The sequence below is a fragment of the Amycolatopsis sp. EV170708-02-1 genome, assembly GCF_022479115.1.
In the GTDB taxonomy this organism is placed as follows: domain Bacteria; phylum Actinomycetota; class Actinomycetes; order Mycobacteriales; family Pseudonocardiaceae; genus Amycolatopsis.
Genome location: NZ_CP092497.1, coordinates 3,552,724 through 3,571,978, shown reverse-complemented (window position 1 = coordinate 3,571,978; position 19,255 = coordinate 3,552,724). Strand labels below are relative to the sequence as shown.

General features: G+C 69.9%; 19 protein-coding genes. 1 reads left to right on the top strand and 18 read right to left on the bottom strand.

The genetic code is table 11. From position 1 onward, the window contains the following. Position 1 precedes the first annotated feature (1 nt). The 18 genes from MJQ72_RS16665 to MJQ72_RS16585 form a co-directional block, all read right to left on the bottom strand. Positions 2-1,324, bottom strand: a complete 1,323-nt coding sequence (locus MJQ72_RS16665; RefSeq protein ID WP_240600040.1) for an acyltransferase — start codon at positions 1,322-1,324, stop codon at positions 2-4. Positions 1,325-1,542: 218 nt separating this feature from the next. After that, positions 1,543-3,213: a (2,3-dihydroxybenzoyl)adenylate synthase gene (locus tag MJQ72_RS16660; protein ID WP_240600038.1), complete on the bottom strand. Its 1,671-nt coding sequence runs from the start codon at positions 3,211-3,213 to the stop codon at positions 1,543-1,545. A gap of 105 nt (positions 3,214-3,318) precedes the next feature. Then, positions 3,319-6,189, bottom strand: coding sequence for a cytochrome P450 (locus tag MJQ72_RS16655; RefSeq protein ID WP_240600036.1), 2,871 nt, complete (start codon positions 6,187-6,189; stop codon positions 3,319-3,321). Between the two features lie 20 nt (positions 6,190-6,209). Next, positions 6,210-6,938: a class II aldolase/adducin family protein gene (locus MJQ72_RS16650; RefSeq protein WP_240600034.1), complete on the bottom strand. Its 729-nt coding sequence runs from the start codon at positions 6,936-6,938 to the stop codon at positions 6,210-6,212. Next, positions 6,935-7,057 (bottom strand): hypothetical protein, encoded by a 123-nt coding sequence (locus MJQ72_RS44620; RefSeq protein ID WP_256464200.1) that lies wholly within the window; start codon positions 7,055-7,057, stop codon positions 6,935-6,937. The genes MJQ72_RS16650 and MJQ72_RS44620 overlap by 4 nt, the downstream gene beginning before the upstream one ends. Beyond that, positions 7,054-7,686, bottom strand: a complete 633-nt coding sequence (locus MJQ72_RS16645; RefSeq protein ID WP_240600032.1) for a 2-hydroxychromene-2-carboxylate isomerase — start codon at positions 7,684-7,686, stop codon at positions 7,054-7,056. Before MJQ72_RS16645 ends, MJQ72_RS44620 begins: the two co-directional genes overlap by 4 nt. After that, a complete protein-coding gene (locus MJQ72_RS16640) occupies positions 7,683-8,603 on the bottom strand; it encodes a thioesterase family protein (protein WP_240600030.1) in 921 nt (306 codons plus the stop codon). Before MJQ72_RS16640 ends, MJQ72_RS16645 begins: the two co-directional genes overlap by 4 nt. Then, positions 8,600-9,397, bottom strand: a complete 798-nt coding sequence (locus tag MJQ72_RS16635) for an alpha/beta fold hydrolase (protein WP_240600029.1) — start codon at positions 9,395-9,397, stop codon at positions 8,600-8,602. Before MJQ72_RS16635 ends, MJQ72_RS16640 begins: the two co-directional genes overlap by 4 nt. Beyond that, a complete protein-coding gene (locus tag MJQ72_RS16630) occupies positions 9,394-10,230 on the bottom strand; it encodes a beta-ketoacyl synthase N-terminal-like domain-containing protein (protein WP_240600027.1) in 837 nt (278 codons plus the stop codon). Before MJQ72_RS16630 ends, MJQ72_RS16635 begins: the two co-directional genes overlap by 4 nt. After that, complete coding sequence (locus MJQ72_RS16625; RefSeq protein WP_240600025.1) at positions 10,227-11,342, bottom strand: beta-ketoacyl synthase N-terminal-like domain-containing protein; 1,116 nt, start codon at positions 11,340-11,342, stop codon at positions 10,227-10,229. The genes MJQ72_RS16630 and MJQ72_RS16625 overlap by 4 nt, the downstream gene beginning before the upstream one ends. Further along, positions 11,320-12,429 (bottom strand): beta-ketoacyl synthase N-terminal-like domain-containing protein, encoded by a 1,110-nt coding sequence (locus tag MJQ72_RS16620; protein ID WP_240600023.1) that lies wholly within the window; start codon positions 12,427-12,429, stop codon positions 11,320-11,322. The genes MJQ72_RS16625 and MJQ72_RS16620 overlap by 23 nt, the downstream gene beginning before the upstream one ends. Then, entirely contained in the window at positions 12,426-13,628 is a 1,203-nt protein-coding gene (locus tag MJQ72_RS16615) for a beta-ketoacyl synthase (protein WP_240600021.1), read from the bottom strand. The genes MJQ72_RS16620 and MJQ72_RS16615 overlap by 4 nt, the downstream gene beginning before the upstream one ends. A 3-nt stretch (positions 13,629-13,631) precedes the next feature. Further along, entirely contained in the window at positions 13,632-13,886 is a 255-nt protein-coding gene (locus MJQ72_RS16610) for an acyl carrier protein (RefSeq protein ID WP_005155526.1), read from the bottom strand. Positions 13,887-13,920: 34 nt separating this feature from the next. After that, the gene (locus MJQ72_RS16605) at positions 13,921-14,385 is read right to left on the bottom strand and encodes a 3-hydroxyacyl-ACP dehydratase FabZ family protein (RefSeq protein WP_240600020.1); all 465 of its coding nucleotides are present in this window, start codon (positions 14,383-14,385) and stop codon (positions 13,921-13,923) included. Next, a complete protein-coding gene (locus MJQ72_RS16600) occupies positions 14,382-14,759 on the bottom strand; it encodes a 3-hydroxyacyl-ACP dehydratase (protein WP_240600019.1) in 378 nt (125 codons plus the stop codon). The genes MJQ72_RS16605 and MJQ72_RS16600 overlap by 4 nt, the downstream gene beginning before the upstream one ends. Continuing rightward, positions 14,756-15,496, bottom strand: coding sequence for a 3-oxoacyl-[acyl-carrier-protein] reductase (gene fabG / locus MJQ72_RS16595; protein ID WP_016336899.1), 741 nt, complete (start codon positions 15,494-15,496; stop codon positions 14,756-14,758). The genes MJQ72_RS16600 and fabG overlap by 4 nt, the downstream gene beginning before the upstream one ends. Before the next feature lie 37 nt (positions 15,497-15,533). Then, entirely contained in the window at positions 15,534-16,745 is a 1,212-nt protein-coding gene (locus tag MJQ72_RS16590; protein ID WP_240600018.1) for a CaiB/BaiF CoA-transferase family protein, read from the bottom strand. A gap of 2 nt (positions 16,746-16,747) precedes the next feature. Continuing rightward, a complete protein-coding gene (locus MJQ72_RS16585) occupies positions 16,748-17,887 on the bottom strand; it encodes a steroid 3-ketoacyl-CoA thiolase (RefSeq protein ID WP_240600017.1) in 1,140 nt (379 codons plus the stop codon). A 167-nt stretch (positions 17,888-18,054) separates the two neighbouring features. On the opposite strand from MJQ72_RS16585, the gene MJQ72_RS16580 reads away from it, so the two are divergent. Next, positions 18,055-19,212 (top strand): acyl-CoA dehydrogenase family protein, encoded by a 1,158-nt coding sequence (locus MJQ72_RS16580; protein WP_240600016.1) that lies wholly within the window; start codon positions 18,055-18,057, stop codon positions 19,210-19,212. Positions 19,213-19,255 lie beyond the last annotated feature (43 nt).

Genomic DNA, 19,255 nt, shown 5'->3' with positions numbered 1-19,255 from the left:
ACTAGACCGGAACCGATTCCTCGCGCGGTCGCGGCAGCTCGGCCGCGGCCTTGCGGGCGGCACGGCGCTTGATGACCCGCTCGCCCCAGTTCATCAAGGGACGTTCCAGCACGTAGTACGAGATCGTCGACAGGATGATCGTGCCGACCAGGGTGACCAGTTGCAGCTCCCAGAAGCCGGTACCGGCACGGATCAGCATCAACGGCATCGGCTCCCCGTTGAAGTAGGCGTTCGGCTTCTGCAGATAGAAATGCATCACCGCGAACTGCCACAGGTAGACCCCGTAGGAGATCTTGCCGACGAACAGGATCACCCGGTTGGTGAACACGGCGCGGATCACGCGCGACTCGGGTCCGGGTGCGACCATCGAAAGCAACAGGCTCGCCGAAAGAATGGCCAATAGGCCGTAGAAGATCCCCAGCGCGGTGAGACTGTAGTAATCGTCCATGCCGATTTCACTGCCGGGACGGGCACAGTTGATGAGCAGGCAGGTCAGCGCGATGCCCAGGAACAGGACGCGGTGGCGGCCGGCGAAGGTGAGCAGCTTGGGCGCCTCGTTCGGCGAGGCCTTCTGCAGCTCCAGCCAGATCGCGATGACCATGCCGATCGCGACCTCCGGCATCAGGCCCATCGGGTACCAGAACAGCGCGCGGGTGCCGAGGCCGTTCATCTGCGAGTACAGCAGCCAGGCGATACCGGCGGCGAACAGCAGCGGCACGGGGAGCATCATCCGGTACGCCCGCGCCCGCGCGGTCTCGCCGCGGGAAGCGAACTTGAAGGTCGCCCAGGCCAGCAGCGGCAGCAGGAGGTAGAACTGCGCCATGTCCGGCACGGTCCAGGTGATCTCCATGCCGTTGCTCCAGCCGTCCCAGTCGTAGATGTGCAGCAACGCCAACGGCCGGAAGACGTCCCACACACTGTCGATCTGCTGGAGGTTCAGCGCGATGAGGACCACGAAGTACATCACGTAGTACGCGGGGAGCAGGCGCAGCACACGGCGGATGACCGTGCCTTCGCGTTTGCGCGGGGTTCCGTTGATGACCGACTTCGCGAACCCCTGGTAGACGAACATGCCGGTGAGCACGAAGAAAACGCCCGCGAAGATCTGCAGGCCGCCGGTGAAGAACCCGCCGACGGCGCTGGTCGAAGCGATCGTGCCGCCGAGCTCCTTGGTGCCCAGTACCCCCGCGATCATCGCGACATGTGTGAAAAGCAAGGCGAGTGCGCAGACCCCGCGCAGTCCGTCGACGGCCAGATAGCGTTGTTTGGCCGGCTTTTCCGCGGCTGCGGGCGGCCCGCCTTTCCGCGTTGCGGTAACGCTCATTGTGCGTCCTTTCTCCCAAAAGCGATGGGGGTGAACCGCGTTCGAGCATTTCCACGTCACGCGGCGGAACCCAGGCCGGTAACCGGCTGCACTGCAAGCTTCGCATCGCGGGGAGGGGCTCGTCTTATTCCATTCTGCGAGAATGCGCGGCGTGAAAAAAGCTCGTGAGTGGTAAGGACGGTTAGAACCGTCCTTACCACTCACGAGCGGGGGGAGGATCAGGCGGCTTCTTCTTCGAGCCGTCGTGCGATGTCGGCCCGCAGCACCTTCTTGTCGATCTTGCCGATCGGGGTGCGCGGCATCGCGTCGACGATCACCAGCCGTTCGGGGAGTTTGAACCGGGCGACCCCCGCCGTCTCCATGACGTCGATGACGTCCTGCAGCGCGACGGAGGTGCCGGGCGTCGGCACGACGTAAAGGCAGCCGCGTTCGCCGAGCACCGGGTCCGGCATCGCGACCGAGGCCGCCATCTCCACCGAATCGAGCTGGTAGGCGAAGGATTCGACCTCCTCGGCGGCGATCTTCTCGCCGCCTCGGTTGATCACGTCCTTGGTACGTCCTTCGACGACGACGTAGCCGTCCGGGCGCAGCCGCACGACGTCGCCCGTGCGGTACCAGCCGTCCGGGGTGAAGGCGCGCTCGTTGTGTTCGGGCGCGCGGTAGTAGCCGCGGATCGTGTACGGGCCGCGGGTGATCAGTTCACCCTGTTCGTCCGGCGGGACCGGGTTGCCGTCGGGGTCGACGACGAGCAGTTCGTCGGCCGGGTTGATCGGACGGCCTTGGGTGTCGCAGGTGATGTCGAACGGGTCGTCCAGCCGGGTGAGGTTGGTCAGCCCCTCCGCCATCCCGTAGCCCTGCTGCAGCGTGCAGCCGAACACCGAGCTGATCTGGCGGACCAGCTGATCCTGCAGCCGCGCGGCGCCCAGCGTCAGCACCTTGAACGAGGACAGGTCGTGGTGCTTGTCGGCTTCGCGGTACTCCAGCCAGCGCACCACGATCGCCGGCACCACCGACGTCACCGTCGCGCGTTCGGCTTCGATCGCGCCCAGCGAGTCCCGCGGGGACGGCGACGGCGAGACGACCACGCGGCCGCCTGCCCACAGCACGCCGAGGATCGCGCTCAGCGGGTAGTTGTGCCCGAACGGCAGCACGGCGAGGTACACCGACGACGCGTCGAAGCCGAACGCGTCGGCGGATCCGTCGACATAGCAGGCGTAATCGTCGTGCGTGCGTGCGATGAGCTTCGGCAGCCCCGTGGTGCCTCCGGACAGGATCAGCAGCGCGACCGACCGCGGGTCGGGCGCCGACGCGTCCAGTTCGGCGCGTGCGGCGGCCGGATCCGCGGCCGGGGCGCACAGCGCACGCAGATCCACGTGCCCGTCGCGGGCGTCACCGGCGACGATGACGTGCTCGATGGTCTCGGCCCCGGCGGCGATCCCGGCCGCCAGTTCCTGGTGGTCGAAGTCCTTCACCCGGTCAGGCACGGCGATCGCCCGCGCTTCGGACAGCTCGGCCAGATAGGACAGTTCGTGCCTGCGGTGCTGGATCAGCGCCATCACCGGGATCACGCCGAGCCGGAAGCACGCCAGCGTCAGCACGACGAACTCCCAGCCGTTGGGCAGCTGGACCAGGAGCCGGTCGTCGGACCGGAGCCCCAGCGCGCGCAGCCGCTGGGCGGCACCGTCCACACGGGACAGAAGTTCGGCGTAGGTCAGCCGGAAATCGCCGTCGGTCAGTGCCTCGGCGTCCGGGGTCGCGTCGGCGGCGGCCACGAAGCGCGAGGCGAGCGCCTGGCCCTTCCAGTGCCCTTCGGCGACGTAACGCTCGACGAGGTCGGCGGGCCAGGGGACCGTTCCCGCACGGCTCGGCTGGACAGGTTTCGAGGGCACGACGGCCTCCCTTTCTCGTGGACTCATCCGAAGGACCGGTTGGCGGAGCTGAGGTTCTGTCCGAAAAGTGACCATGCACGTGAACCCGCCCGGCCGAAGGCCCCGCTATCGCGGTGGCAGGGCGCCTTCATCACCTGCGCGATCTGAAAGACCAGGTCGCGCCCTGCCGACGTCGATCGCGGACGCGGGTTCACCCACGGACACGAAGCGGGCAGGCATGGACTTGGCGCCGTTGACGAAATTCGACTCGAGCCGGGTCACCGGACCGGTCAGGCGCAGGCTGGACAGATGCGGCAGCAGTTCGGTCAGCAGCGTCGCCATCTCCAGCCTGGCCAGATGCGCGCCGAGGCAGAAATGCGGGCCGATGCCGAAGGACAGGTGCGGGTTGGGGTCGCGGCCGAGGTCGAGGCGGTCCGGGTCGGTGAACACGGCCGGATCGCGGTTGGCCGAGGTGTAGTAGACGACGACCTTGTCGCCCTCGGCGACCGGCTGCCCGGCGATCTCCGTGTCCCGCACGGCGGTGCGGCGGAACTGCATGATCGGCGTGACCCAGCGGATCAGCTCGTCGACCGCGGTGGCCACCGGCACCTCGCCGGACACCAGCCGCTCGCGTTCGGCCGGGTTGTTCACCAGTGCCTCCAGCGAACCGGAGATCAGGTGACGGGTGGTCTCGTTGCCCGCGACCACCAGCAGCAGCCAGAAGCTGCAGAACTCCCGGTCCGACAGGCGTTTCCCGTCGACCTCCGCGTTGACCAGGCGGCTGATCAGGTCGTCGGTCGGGGTTTCGCGCCGGGTCAGGCCGAGTTTCATCGCGTAGGCGAACGCCTCCGCGAACGTCCGGCGGTAGGCCTCGACATCGCCGCCGCCGAACTCCGGGTCGTCGAAGCCGACCAGCGCGTTGCTCCAGCGATAGAGCAGGTGCCGGTCTTCCGGCGGGAACCCGAGCAGGTCGCAGAGGACCAGAAGCGGCAGCTCGGCGGCGAAGTCGGCGACGGCGTCGAACTCCTCACCGCCGGTGACCTTCTCCACCAGGCGCCGGGCGTGCGCGGCGATGCTGTCGCTCAGCCCGCGGACCGACTTGGGGGTGAACACCGTCGCCACCAGACGGCGGATCCGGACGTGCTCGGGGCCGTCCATGCTGACCAGCAGCTGCCGGGTCTGCTTGAGATCGCCCGGGGTGCGCGGGTCGGGCAGGAAGGCGCCCTTGGCCGCCGACGAGAACTCTTCCGGCCGCCGCGACACCGAGTAGACGTCGTCGTACCGCGTCACCGCCCAATAGCCGGAACCGCGCTGAGTGGTCCTGCCGGCGCTGGAGTGCCTGGTCAGCAACGGTTCCGGGGTCCACGCCACCGGTTCGGTCTCCCGGCGGCGGGCGAACTCCGCGTGCGGCACGCCGTCGGCGAAGGTCGAGGGATGCGCGATGTCGGGCCGCTCGATCCCGATCGCCGCGAAGCTCTTGCGCAGCACGTCCTTGCGGAGCTTGCCGGTCGCCTCGCGGGGCAGCCGCGGGATGACGTGGTACGACCTCGGTGTCTTGAACCCCGCCAACGACTTGCGGCAGAACGGGTCCAGCACGGCGAACAAGTCCTCGGGGGCGTCGCCGGCGACCTCCACGACGGCCGCGACACGCTCGCCGAACTCGTCGTCGGGGACGCCGATGACCGCGACGTCCTGGACGGCGGGATGGTTGATCAGCACGGCCTCGATCTCGGCCGGGTAGACGTTGACCCCGCCGGAGACGATCATGTCCTGCGCGCGCCCGGTGAGATAGAGGAAACCGTCCTCGTCGAGATGGCCGACGTCGCCGAAGGTGAAGGTGCCGGGCTCCAGATGCGCGGACCGCGTCTTCTCGGGGGCGTTGTGGTACGAGAAGCTCTGGCCTTTGACCCGCCGGACGAACACCTGCCCGGTGGCTCCCGCCGGTTGCGGAGTGCCCTCCTCGCCGAGGATCACGATCTCGTTCGGCGGCACGGCCTTGCCGACACTGCCCGGATGCGCGAGCCAGTCCCGCGAGCCGGTGAGCGTGACGGCGCCGCCCTCGGTGGCGCCGTAGTACTCCGTCAGCACCGGGCCCCACCAGTCGATCATCCGGCGTTTGACGTCCGGCGAGCACGGACCGCCGCCGTGCCACACGCGGCCGAGACTCGCCCCCGAGAACCGCTCACGGACCTCGGCGGGCAGCCGCAGCAGGCGGATGAACTGGGTCGGCACCAGATGCGCGGCGGTGATCCGCTCCCGGTCGATGATGTCCAAAGTGGACTCGGGGTCGAAGGACCGGCGGATCACCAGTGTCGAGCCCAGCAGGAGCCCGAGCAGCGAGAAGAACAGCTGGGACGAGTGGTACCAGGGCCCGTCGAGCAGGCACCGTTCACGCGACGGGACGTCGAGGACGACGTGCGCGTACCGCGTCAGCTTCGCCACCCTGGAGAACGGCGCGCCGACCACGAACAGGCCGTTCACCACGCCTTTCGGCGCCCCGGTGGTCCCCGACGTGTACAACATCGTGGCACCGCAGGTCTGTCCTTCCGGCTCGGCCGAGGACATCAGGGCCAGCAACGGTTCCACCGCTTCGAACCCGGACTCGGCCGCGGATCCGGTGACCAGCAGCGTCGTGCATTCGCCGGTGGACCGGGCCACCGCGCGCCCCGCCGTTTCCGCGTACGCGGGCTCGACGACCAGGGCCTTGCTGCCGGAATCCGAGATTATGTAGGCGATCTCGGGATCGGTGAGGTGCCAGTTGATCGGCACCACCGTGACCCCGGAATGCAGACATGCCAAGAGGACCTCGAAGGTCTCCCGGCGATTGCCGAGCACACAGGCCAGCCGGTCTCCCTCGCCGAGCCCGCGATCCCGCAGCAGGGCGATCCAGCGGTTCACCCGCTCCCCCAGCAGGCGCCAGCCGACCGCGCCCGCCTCGTCGGCGATCGCGGTCCCGGTACCGCCCTCGGCGATGTAGTCGTTCAGTAGAGCCGGCATGACCTTCCCCTCAGTGACATTCAGTCGAGCAAATCCGGTTGGCGCCGCACGAGATCGGCGTACAACGGCCGGAAATTGAGCCGTCCCATCCCCGGTGTCCCGATGGTCGACGCGGTGTGCCGCGCGACCTCGGGCTCGATCCGCACCGGGTTCCCGGCCGCCTCCGCGAGCAGTTGCACGTGGCACGAGCTGTCCATGTTGGTGAACCACCAGGCCGCCTCCTGCACCGTGCCGCCGACCGTGAGCAGCCCGTGGTTGCGCAGGATCACCGCCTTGCCGGTGCCGAGCCGGACCGCGATCCGCTTGCCCTCGTCGGAATCCAGCACCACGCCGCCGAATTCGTCGAAGACCTCGTGGTCTTCGTAGAAGGCGCACGCGTCCTGGGTGATCGGGTCGAGTTTGCGGCCGAGCGCCGCCCACGCGCGCCCATAGGTGGAATGCGCGTGCGCGACCGCGACGACGTCGGGCCGCGCGGCGTGGACGTGGGAATGGATGACGAACCCGGCCGGGTTGATCCTCCCGTCGCCCTCGACGATCTCACCCCGCCCGTCGACCAGCAGCAGATCGCTGACCCGCACGTGTCCGAAGTGGACACCGAACGGGTTGATCCAGAACCGGTCCGGGTCGCCGGGGTCGCGAGCGGTCACGTGGCCGCCCGCGCCCTCGTCGAAACCGCGCACCGCGAACAGCCGCATGGTCGCCGCCAGCCGTTGTTTGCGGTAGAGCCGTTCCTCTTCGACGGTCCTCATCCGCAGCCGCCCGGGCTGTCCCAGTCGTAGGCGGCGCCCTCGTCCAGCAATTCCGCGGGCACGCCGTACCACTGATCGGTGGGCAGCTCCGTGACCGTGGCCTCCTGCTCCTCGCTCATGCCGCACGCTCCTCTCGCACCGTCGGCCGCCAGACCCCGAGGAAGCCGTCCAGCCGGTCGAATCCCCAGTAGCGGTGGCGGCCCCATTTGAAGTAAGGGATGCCGAAGATGTCGTCGAGATAGGCCTGGTAGAGACAGTCGACGCCCTCGGCGCGGATCTCCGGGTCGTCGACCGCGCCGACGGCCAGCTCCGGGTCGAGCCCGGCCTGCTCCGCCGCAGCGCGCACGATGTCGGGCTCGCAGATGTTTTCGCCACGGCCCCAGCGCGCCTCGTTCAGCGCGTCGTAGAACGGCCACTCGACGCCCTCGCGGCGCGCACGCAGCCAGGCCAGATGCGGCAGCTCCCACCACGGCTCGATGTCGATCGGCCAGGCCATCTTCCGGCCCTGCCCCTCGGCGATCCGTTTGGTGTCCATCAGCATGTACAGATGCTTCGCGCGGCTCATCTGCACGTAGTGGAACTCGCCGCCGCGTTCGTCGAGGCCGGCGCCGGTCACCGTGTCCGGATCCCAGTACGGGTAGCACTCCAGCTGTTCGAGGGCGCCGGGCACCTCGTCGCGCAGCTTGTTGATCGCGAGCCAGCTGTACGGGCTGCGCAGCGAGAAGTACAGCTTGGCGGGCCGGCTCACGTCCGGTCCCCGATCAGCGCGTGCACGACACCCTCGTCCAGCTCGGCCATGCCGCCCGCGCCCGGCCCGGCCGCGATGGCGTAGCCGTGCAGGATCTGGGCGGTGGCGACCGGGACGAGTTCCTGTCCACGTTGGACATAGCAGTCCATGCGGCCGTCGAACATGACCCCGCGCAGGATGTCGGTGACGGTGAAGACGGTGTGCACCGTCTCCTCCATCCGCGCGTCCTCCAGCAGCCGCACGCGGGCGCGGGAGACGACCGGGATCCAGGCGCGTTCGGACAGCATGCGGCCGACGGAGATGCCGCGGTCGGCGAGATACCGGTCGACGACCTCCTCCAGCGTCCGGACGAAGCCCGAGTGCTGGACGCGGTCGGAGTAGTGGCAGTAGAAGTACGGTGCCCGCCACGACCACAGGAACGCGCCCGGTGACGCGGTCAGCACCGACTCGGCGGTCTCCCCGTCCGGGATCGCGATCCGCGCGGCGGCGGACTCCAGCGCCGGGACCTCCAGGTGCGCCAAGGCTTCGGGGGCCGCGGCCCTGGCGTCGGCCGCCCGCTCACGGACCAGCGCGACGGTGACCTTGCCGCGCAGCACGGTGACCTTCTCACCCTCGCGGACCACCGAGAGCTGGACGTTCAGCTTGTCGCCGCGGCCGGGCGTGACCTCGACCTCGACCTCGTCGTCGAGTTCCAGCACCGCGGGCAGCTGCACCGAACAGTCCACGATCTCCGCGCCGAGACCGTGCTCGAGGAACAGGTCGCGCGCGCTCGTGCCCTGGTCGCGCAGCCACTGCAGGACACCCTGCTCGACCAGGTACATGAAGTGCTTGAAACCGATCCAGGTGCGGATGTTGGCGCCCTCGAACGCGGGGCGGCCGTGCGTGACGGTCCGGCTTGGCCGCAGGACTGCGGTCATCGGAGTTCACCTACCTTCGGAAGGGTCCGGACGTCTTCGACGAGGCCGGTCACCTCGGCCGCGGCGTACCGGGCGTAGCGGACGTGGAAGAAGTGGTCACCGCGGTCGAGCGTGTGCAGCGTCGCGCCCGGCATACCGTCGGCGAGGACGCGCGCGGACTCGGCCGGCAGCGTCGGGTCCAGGCCACCGACCAGCACCTTCGTCGGGATCTCGACGTTGCCGAGCTGGAGATCGGCGCTCGCGGCGTAGCGGTCGAACACCGCCGCGAAGCCGAGCGGGCCGGCGCGGTTCAGCGCGATCTTGACCATGCCGTCGACGACCTCGGGGTCCAGCGAGGCCGCTCGTTTGCCGAGCCGGGCGCGGACACCCTCACCGACGTGCGCGGTGAACGTCTCGCGCGAGCGTTCGAACATCCGCCAGGTCACCTCGTAGCGGGGCAGGCGGTAGAAGGGACAGAACAACGCCACCGACGAACCGACGCGCGGGTCGAGCGCGCACATCAGCTCCAGCGCGGCGTTGGCGCCGAACGAATGCGCCACGAGGACGTCCGGGGTCGCGCCGACCATGTCCAGCCCGTCGCCGAGCCATTTGCCGAAGGAGCGGTTGCGCCAGCGGAAGTCGTTGCCCGCCTTCCACGGCAGCTCCAGCGAAACGATCCGGTAGCCCTGATCGAGGTGCGCGGCCAGCGGCGTCCAGCTCTTCCAGTGGCCTTCCATCCCGTGCGCGAACAGCACCAGCGGCGCACCGGGCCTGCCGGGCGCGATCGTGTGCGCCTTCACCGCCGAACCGTTCACCGGAACCCCATCTCGTCGCTGTGCTCGGTGACGGTGACCGACGGCCCGCCGTCCGGACGCCGCGGGCCGATGCCCACGCGGCCTTCGCCTTCCGTGACGGCGAGGTGGGCGGCGAGCGCGAGCTCCACGACCCCGTGCGCGCCGTAGAAGTCGCCCCACCGTTCCTTGACGTCGAAGCCGCCGGGGCCGACCGTGCACCGGGGCATGGGCTTTCCAGGACCGACGTCGACGACAACGCGCCCGGCGTTTTCGCGCCAGGGTTCGAGGATCGCGCACGCGCTCCCCGCGCGCAGCGGTCCGTCGTGCAGGATCGAGGCGATCTCGTCGTCGGGCTCGGCCCCGACGAGCACCACCCGCGTGGCGCGGCCGGAGCGCAGCAGCAGGCTCGCCATCCGCAGTCCCGCGTGCCCCGCCGTGCTGCCGGAACACAGCATCAGATTCGGGCCGCCGAAACCGAACCACAGCGCGACCGTGCTGGCCACGACGTTCGGCGAGACGTTGGGCGCGTCGAGCACGCTCACCGCCCGGCCGCCTTCCGCTTCGACCGCGCGCGTCACCTTCGCGACCGTCTCGACGTTGCCGAGGTTGCTGCACGCGACCACCGCCGTGCCGGTCTCGATCGACCCGGTGGCCCGCTGCCCCGGCTCCCAGCCGAGCGCGCGATGGACCGCGCACAACGCCAGACGGGTCGAGGGTTCCTTGTACAGCAGGCCTTTCCGGCCGAGGACGGTGGCGGCCTTCTCCGGCGGCGCGCCGTCGAACCCCTCGATCCCCGGCAGGTGCAGGCTCCAGCCCGTGAGGAGCAGGCGGGTCTCCCCCGCGCGGCCGCTCATGCCCGCTCCAGCAGTGTGACGGCGTTGACCCCGCCGAAGCCGAACGCGTTGACCTGCACCAGTTCCGGCCGGGCGGTGACGGCTTCGCCGATGACCAGGCGCAGTCCGGTGGCCTCGTCCAGAGGCTCGGAAAGGCCGGTGACCGCGGGCACCTCGCCGGAGGCGAAGATCCGCAACGCGACGTCCACATTGACCAGTGCGGCGCTGCCGGAGGTGTGCCCCGTTGCGCCCTTGACCGCGGTGACGAGCGGGTTCCCGCCGCCACCGAGGACGACCTTGCGCAGCGCGTCGCATTCGACCGGGTCGTTGAGCGCGGTGCCGGTCGCGTGCGCCACCACCACGTCCACATCGGACGGTATCCGGCCCGCACGGGTGTAGGCGTCGGACATCGCGCGGGCGATGCCCTCGATGTCCGGCGCCGTGGCGTGGTAGGCGTCGCAGGAGAGCCCGGTCGCGGTGACCTTGCCGAGCGACGGCCCTTCCCAGGTCTCGGGGACGACGACGAGCACCGCCGCGCCCTCGCCGAGGAGCACGCCGGTGCGGTCGCGGTCGAACGGGCGCACCCGCCCGGTCGGCTCCTCGGCGACCCGGCCGATCATGGCGAGCATCGACCGTGTCATCGCGTCGGCGGCGGCGACCACGACGGCGTCGCATTCGCCCAGCTCCAGCAAATCCTGCGCGAGCGCGAGCACGTGGCCGCCCGCGCTGCACGCGTTGACGACCGTGGTCACGTCCGTGACGCCGGGCAGCGCGCGGGCCACGACGTCGGCGAAGTCCAGCCGATCGGCGGGCACGGACTCACCGGTGAGCGCCAGCCGTTCCACCGCGGACAGCTCACGCAGCCCCGTGCCGACGAGGACGGCCACCCGCTGGGTGTCGGTGTCCACACCGGACTGTGCGACGGCTTCGGCCAGGCATTCGGCGAGGAGCCGTCCCGCACGGAACGGCTCGTCGGCCAGATCGGCGTGGTAGCCGTGGGCGACGTTCAGCTTTTCCGGGTCGCCGTACCGGAGCGGTGAGACGCCGCAGGCGCCGCGAAGCAGGCCCTCGAACGTCTCCGCTCCCGAACCGAGGCAGGTGCGCACCGCGCTACCCGCGATCAGGACCGCCATCGGCGTACCTCCTCACGATGGCGGCGCCCACGGCACCGTCCGCGCCCCGCGCGGTGAGCAGGCTCAGCCCGGGCCGGGTGTCGCGGTCTTCGGCGAGCAGGACACCCAGCGCCACCGCGCCGGACGCCGCGTCGCATTCGCCGAACAGCCGCTTGACCATGACCCGTTCCGGGCTGTGGCCGAGCGCACGGACGATCGGGCCGTACTCACGGCGGTCGCCGTCGTCGGCCTCGCCCGTGTACACAGTGGACACTTCGGACGCGTCGGCACCGGCCTTCGCCAGCACCCGGTGCACACATCCGGCGAGCGCGGTTTCGGCGGCGTCACCACCACCGGGCCCGTACGCCGTGGCGACCGCGAGGACGCCGGCACGCCGCCGCGTGCCCGCCCACTCGGGCGTGTTCTCCTTGGCCAGCACGAACATCCCGGCCGCCTCACCGGCGGCGACGACCTCGGTCGCCCCGGTCAGATGCGTCGACCACGCGCGGTGCGGGGTGAACTCCTCCACCGCACCGGCGACCACGACGTCGACGTGGCCGCGCTCGATCGCGTTGCCGGCGTAGCGCAGGGCGTTGAGGAAACCGAGCGTGCCACCCGCGATGGTGGTGTTCACCCCGCGCAGGCCGAACCGGATGGCGACCTGCCCGGCCGCGCAGTTCATCACCGTGTTCGGGAACAGCATCGGGTTCACCAGGTACGGCTTCTCCTGCACGAGGGTCTCGCGCGTGTAGTCGCTGGTGGACTTGAAACTGCCCAGTGAGGTCCCGAGCACCACACCGATCCGCGGCCGGACCTCGTCGTCGAGCTCGACCCCCGCCTCGCGCAGCGCCTCCTGGCAGCACACCACGGCGAGCCCGGTGGCCCGGTCGTAGGTGCTGGTTCCCTTACGTCCCAGGTGTTCCCGTGGGCTGAAGCTCGGCAGGAAGTGCCCATTCGCCGCGGGTAAAGGCTCTTCGTAGAGATCGCCGATCTCCTGGCCCTTCTCGACTTGACCGGCCTCGGCCAGCTCGAGCCGCTTCGCCAGCGCGTCCACGCCGACGCCCGCGGAGGTCAGCGCGCTCCAGCCGGTCACCACCACACCGCTCATTCTGGCGCTCCCAACATCACGATGGCGTTGTTGCCACCGAAGGCGAAACCGTCGTTCTGGACCACCCGCACGTTCGCCTGCCGGGCCGCGTTCGGCACCGGGTCGACGCCCAGCTCCGGGTCCTCGGTGGTCCAGTTGACCGTGGGCGGCAGGAAACCGCGGTCGATCGCGATCGTCGAGGCGATCGCCCCGAACCCGCAGGCCGCGCCCATGGTGTGGCCGAGCATCGACTTGATCGAGCTGATCGGCGGCGGGCGCTCGCCGAAGACCTCGAGCACGGCCTTGCTCTCGACCAGGTCGTTCACCTGCGTGCCGGTGCCGTGCGCGCAGATGTAGTCCACATCGGACGGTGAGATCCCGGAGTTGCGGTGCGCGATGCGCATGCATTCCGCGACCGTCGGCGCGTCCGGCGTGACCGGGTGGATGGCGTCGCAGTTGACGCCGTACCCGAGCAGTTCCGCGTAGATCGTGGCGCCCCGCTTCGTGGCGTGCTCCAAGGTCTCCAGTGCGAGCACGGCGCCGCCCTCACCGGTGAGGATGCCCGCGCGGTCCTTGTCGAACGGGGTGCAGGCGTCCTTCGCCAGCGCGCCGAGCCGGTAGAACCCGGCGTGCGCCCAGCGGCACACCGAATCGGCGCCGCCGGCGAAGACGACGTCGGCCTCACCGCCGGCCAGCAGGTCGTAGGCGTAGCCGATCGCGTAGTTGCTCGCCGAGCAGGCGGTCGCGATGGTCAGCGACTCCCCGGCGAGTCCCAGCTCCTCGCTGACCGCGTTCGCCAGCCGGTTGGCGGGCAGCTGCGTCAGCAGGGCCGGGTCCTGCGCGGCGAACCCGCCGTCGATGATCTGCTCGGTGAGCGCCTCCGCGACCGCGGACTCACCACTGGTGGTGCCCATGATCGCGTGGGCGCGCCCGGGCGTCACCGACGTCAGGTCGAGCCGGGCGTCGGCCACCGCCAGCCGCGCGGCACTCGCCGCGAACTGGCTGGACCGGCCCCAGTGCGCCGGGTCGACCCGGCGGAGCTGAGCACCCGGATCAAAGGTCTGGACCTCGCCCGCGTTCCGGTGCGGGAACCCGGCCGGGTCGAAGCTGGTGATGGGCGAGATACCGGATCGGCCGGTGCGGAGCGCCTCGGCGAACGCGGCGATCCCGATCCCGATGCTCGACACCGGGCCGACCCCGGTAACGACAACGCGGGCCACGGTTCATCCCTTCTTGACGGAGTGCCGGATCAGGGCGTCGTTGACCGCCTTGAGCGTGCGCAGCTCGGGCAGTTCGGCCTGCGGGATCTCGATCTTGTACTGCTTGTCGATCCGGGCGAGGATCTCGATGGCGCGCAGGGAGTCGGCCTCGTAGTCGTCGATGAAGTCCCCGTTGTCCTCGAGTTCCTCGGGCTCGAGCTCGAGCACCTCGGCGACCAGCTCGCGGAGCTCCTCGAGCTGGGTGTCGGTCTGCGTCATGACGATCCTCCGGTTTCGTTGTCCCGTGCGGTTCTCACGCCGCGGGCCGCACAGGGCGCCGCGTCGCGGTCAGGGTGGTGACGGTGGCGATCAGGCGATCACCGGCCCAGGTCCGGCCGGTGGCGAAGGCCGTGTCGGCCAGCACCGACTCCAGGCGGACCTCGTGGCGGAGCACGTCACCAGGGCGGGCGGCACCCATGAAGCGATAGTCACGGGCACCGATGAACATCAACGTCGTGTCGTCGTCCTCGACCGGCGCGCGGCCGTCGAGCCAGAGCAGCGCGGCGCTCTGCCCGAACGACTCGATCATCAGCGACTTCGGGTAGTCGTACCGGCTCGCCGGCGCGCCGTCGGGAATCCCCGCGTAGCACGGCTCGGTGCCGGTGACCGCCTTGATCGTCACGATCGATTCGCCGGGGACCAGCTCCAGCACGCGGTCCACCAGCAGCAGCGGATAGCGCTGCGGGAGCAGGATCCGGACGTCGTGGTGCTCGGTCATTCCGCGTCCTCCTCGAAGGTGGCCCGGATCTTGGCCGTCGTCGTCTCGCCGAGGGCGGCCTTGCCGGTCACGTCCCAGCCCTCCTCGGTGCGCTTCGCGGTGGCCGTGAGAACCATGCGGTCGCCGTCGAGCACGGGGGCGAGGAAGCGGACGGACCGGACGGTGCGCAGCCGGGCGTTCGCGGCCTCGCGCATCGCCTGTTCCAGCGTCTCGATGACGAAGATGCCGGGATATACGGCCTGGCCGGGGAAATGCCCGCGCAGGTTGGGTTCCTTGCCGTCCACGGTGATCTGGGCGACCAGTTCGAGGTCGTCCCCGCACGCACGGACGTCCAGCAGGTCGACCGCCCGCAGCGGCGCGGCGAAGTCGGTCACAGCGTGATCCCCCCGTCGACCTGCAGCACCTGTCCGGTGATGTAGGAGGCGCGGTCGGAGACCAGGAACGCGACCAGTTCGGCGACGTCCTCCCCGGTGCCGAACCGCTTGACCGGGATCTGGGTCAGCGCCTTGGCACGCTGCTTGTCGCCAAGGGCGCCGGTCATGTCGGTCTCGATGAAACCGGGCGCGACGACGTTGACCCGGACACCATGCCCGGCGACCTCCTTGGCCAGCGACTTGCTGAAGCCGATGATCCCGGCCTTGCTGGCGGAATAAGCGGTCTGGCCCGCGTGGCCGTAGACGCCGGCGACCGAGGACATGTTGACCACCACGCCGCCTCGGTTCTTCATGAACCGGAAAGCCATGGCACGGCAGAAGTTCCAGGTGCCGGTGAGGTTCGTGTCGAGCACGGCGTGCCAGTCCTCGGCGTTGGCGAGCACCAGCGGGCTGTCCTTGGTGATCCCGGCATTGTTGACCAGCAGATCGATCGTGCCGAGCTTCTCTTCGGCGTCCTTCACGAATCGCTCGACGGCTTCGGAATCAGTGACATCGCATTCGGCGAAATAGGAGGGAACACCGATCGCGGCGATGTCCTCTTCGGTTTCCGCCGACGCCGCGCTCGCTTTCGAAAAACAGCCGGCGACGGCGTAGCCCTCCTGGGCCAGCCGCAGCGCCACGGCTCGGCCGATCCCTCGTGAAGCCCCGGTGATCAGGGCCCGGTGGTGCTCCGCCACGACGCCTCCTCGTTTTCCAGCACATTTTGTTTCCATTTTATGAAGCGCGGCGCAAACTGTTCTTCTCATCGTTTGCCGCGAGCTCCGAAAGAACTTCTTCGGTATCCGCGCCCGGCCGCGGCGCACCGCGACGGACCTTCGTCGGAGTACGGGAGAATTTCACCGCCGGCCCGACGATCGGCGCGACGGATCCGTTGCTCAGCACCGTTTCCTGCAACATCGCCCGCGCCTGGACGTGCTCGTCGGCGACGGCCTCGGTGAGTGTGCGCACCGGCGCGGCGACGAGGCCGCGGCCGTTCAGCACTTCGAGCGCCTCGGCCAGCGGACGCCCGGCGCACCAGCCCGCGACTATCGCGTTGACCGCGTCCCGGTTGGCCAGCCGTTCGGGCGCCGTGCCGAATCCCTCGGCGCGCCCGAGTTCCGGCCTGCCGATGATCTCGGCGAGCGCGCGCCAATGCCGGTTGATCGCGACGGCGAGGTACAAATGCCCGTCCGCGCACGCGTAGACGTTGGCAGGCACCACGAAGTCGGTCTCGTTGCCGAGCCGTTGCGGCGGCGCGCCCGTCGCGGCGAGCGTCGGCAAACCGCTGCTGCTGGCGAGCAGACAGTCCACCATGGACACGTCGACGTGCTGCCCTTCGCCGGTCCGGTTCCGGTGCGTCAGCGCGGCGAGGCCGCCGATCGCCGCGTGCAGGCCGGCCAATTCGTCGGCGAGGAACGTCGGCGCGCGCACCGGCGGGCCTTCCGGAAGTCCGTTGAGCGACATCCAGCCTGCCGCGGCCTGGATCGCGGGATCGTAGGCGGGCAGATGCGATTTCGGGCCGTACTGCCCGAAGCCGGACACCGACACGAACACGATGTCCTCACGCGCCGCACGGCAGGCCTCGTAGCCGGCACCCCAGCCGTCCAGCGTTCCGGGCTTGTAGTTCTCGACCACGATGTCCGCGTGGGCCACCAGTTCCAGGAACCGCGCGCGATCGGTGTCGTCACGCAGGTCCAGCCCGGCGCTGCGTTTGTTGCGGTGCACGGTCTCCCGGAACCACGACAGCCCGGTGCCGGGGATGTTCGGCGGCACCTCGCCGTCGTGGCCGTCGGCGAGCTCGACGCGGACGACGTCGGCCCCCATGTCCGCCATGACGCAGGTGGCGAGCGGGCCGGACCAGACCTTGGTCACGTCGAGGACGCGCACGCCTTCCAGCGGCCCCACCGAACCGGCTCGCGCCCGCCGGAAGAACTCTTCTTCGCGCATGATCAAAGCCTTTCCAGCAGGGAGGCGGTGCCGAGCGAACCGCCACAGCACATGGTGATCAGCGCGGTCGAGGTGCCGGTGCGTTCGAGTTCGTGCAGCGCCGTCACCAGCAGCCGGGTCCCGGTCGCGCCGAGGGGATGACCGAGCGCGATGGCGCCGCCGTTGACGTTGACGCGATCGATGTCGGCGCCGTGGGCCTTCGCCCAGTTCAGCACCACCCCGGCGAAGGCCTCGTTCACCTCGCAGATGTCCACATCGGACAGCCGTCGTCCGGTCTTGCGCAGGACCCGTTCGGTGGCGACGACGGGCCCGTCGAGCAGGTAGTACGGATCGGCGCCGGTGACGACCTGGCCGACCAGCCGCGCCCGCGGGGTCAGGCCCAGCGCGCGGGCCTTCCCGTACGACATCCAGAGGATGGCGGCGGCCCCGTCGGAGATCTGCGAAGTCGATCCGGCGGTGTGCACCGCGCCCTCGACGTTGGGGCGCAACGCGGCGAGACCTTCGAGCGTCGTGTCGCGCACGCCTTCGTCGCGGGTGACCGAACCGACCGGCGAGACCTCACGGTCGAACCGGCCTTCTTCCCACGCCCGTGCCGCCCGCTGCTGGGAAAGAAGGCCGTAGTCGTCGGCGTCCGCGCGCCCGATGCCCTCACGCGCGGCGATCCGCTCGGCGCCGCCGAACTGCGCCTTGGGCGGGTCTTCCCACGGATAGTCGGCCGTCTTGTAGTGCCCGGGCCCTTGGTAGAGGTTCGTCCCGATCGGCACCCGGCTCATCGACTCGACGCCGCAGGCGATCCCGGTGTCGATGGCGTCCGCGGCGATCAGCGCGGAGATCAGATGGTTGGCCTGCTGGGCCGAGCCGCACGAAACGTCCACTGTGGAGCAACCGACGGCCGGGTCGTGGCCGGAGTTGAGCCAGGCGTTGCGGGTGACGTTGAGGCTCTGCTCGCCGGACTGGGTCACGCAGCCGCCGATGATCTGCTCGACGTCGCCGGGTTCGATGCCGGCCCGGGCGATGACCTCCAGCTGGACGTGCCGCATCAGCTCGACGGCCTTGAGCCCGGCGAGCACCCCGCCGCGTTTGCCGAGCGGGGTGCGGACGGCGGAGACGATGACCGGGGTCCGGTCGTTCAGCGCGGCCACGCGGATACCTGCCTCTCCACCGGACGCGGTGCCCGGCTCCACCATCGTGGTGCGGCCCCCGAGGGGGGAACGTCTCTCCGATTGCGGTGCCGACCGGGGGTTCTCCGTAGTTGCGGGAATGGTTCGCGCGGCCCCTCACGATCATCGGCGCTGGCTATGGTGCCTACATGCGGCTGGACGACAGCGAAGATCAGGCGGCATTCCGGGCGGGCCTGAAAGCCTGGCTCGCCGAACAGCTACCCGAAGCCACGCCGAGCGCGCCTCGCGCGTGGTCCGCCGACGAACTGCGCGCCTGGAGCAAGGCGTTGCACGCGGCCGGATACGCCGGTCTGACCTGGCCGTCCGAGCACGGCGGACGCGGCCTTTCCCCGTCGTACCAAGCGATCTACGCCGAGGAGAGCGCGCTGGCCGAGGCGCCGGACCACGCCGGGGTGATCGGGCTCGGCATGGTCGGCCCCGCGATCGTCCACTATGGAACGGACGCGCAGAAGGCCGAGCACCTCCCCCGGATCCTTTCCGGGGAAACGATCTTCTGTCAGGGCTTCTCCGAGCCGGACGCCGGATCGGACCTCGCCTCGGTGCGCACCCGGGCCCGCCGCGTCGACGGCGGCTACGTCGTCGACGGCGAGAAGGTCTGGTCCTCCTACGCCCATTTGGCCGACCATTGCCTGCTGCTCGCCCGCACCGATCCGGACGCGGCCAAACACCGCGGCCTCACCTGTTTCCTGCTCGACATGCGCGCGCCCGGCGTCGAGGTGCGGCCGCTGCGTCAGCTGTCCGGCGACACCGACTTCAACCAGATCCTGCTGAGCGGCGTCGAGATCCCCGACGACCGCGTCCTCGGCGAGCCCGGACAGGGCTGGCGGGTCGCGCTGACCACCCTCGCGCACGAACGCGGCACGTTCGGCATCACCCTCACCGCGCGGCTGTCCGTGCAGCTCGACAGGCTGGTCAAGACCGCGAAGGCATGCGGAGCCGACACCGACCCGCGGGTCCGTGCCGAGATCGCCGAGCTGTACGTCGACCTGCAGGGCCTGCGGTTCACCGGATACCGCGCGCTGGCCGCGATGGAGCGGACCGGCGAGCCGGGACCGGAGAGCTCGATCCTGAAACTGCGCTGGTCGCAGGCGAACCAGCGGGTGAGCGCGCTCGCGCTGCGGCTGCTCGGCGCCGGCGCGGCGGCCGACGGGACCGACGCCTTCTGGGGCGGCTACTGGCAGCACCAGCGGTTGCGCAGCCGGGCCAACAGCATCGAGGGCGGGACATCGGAGATCCTTCGCGGCATCGTCGCGGAGCGGGTCCTCGGCCTGCCGAAATCACGTTAGAGCCAGTTGGCGGAGCTGAAGATGGACTCGAGAAGTGACCAAA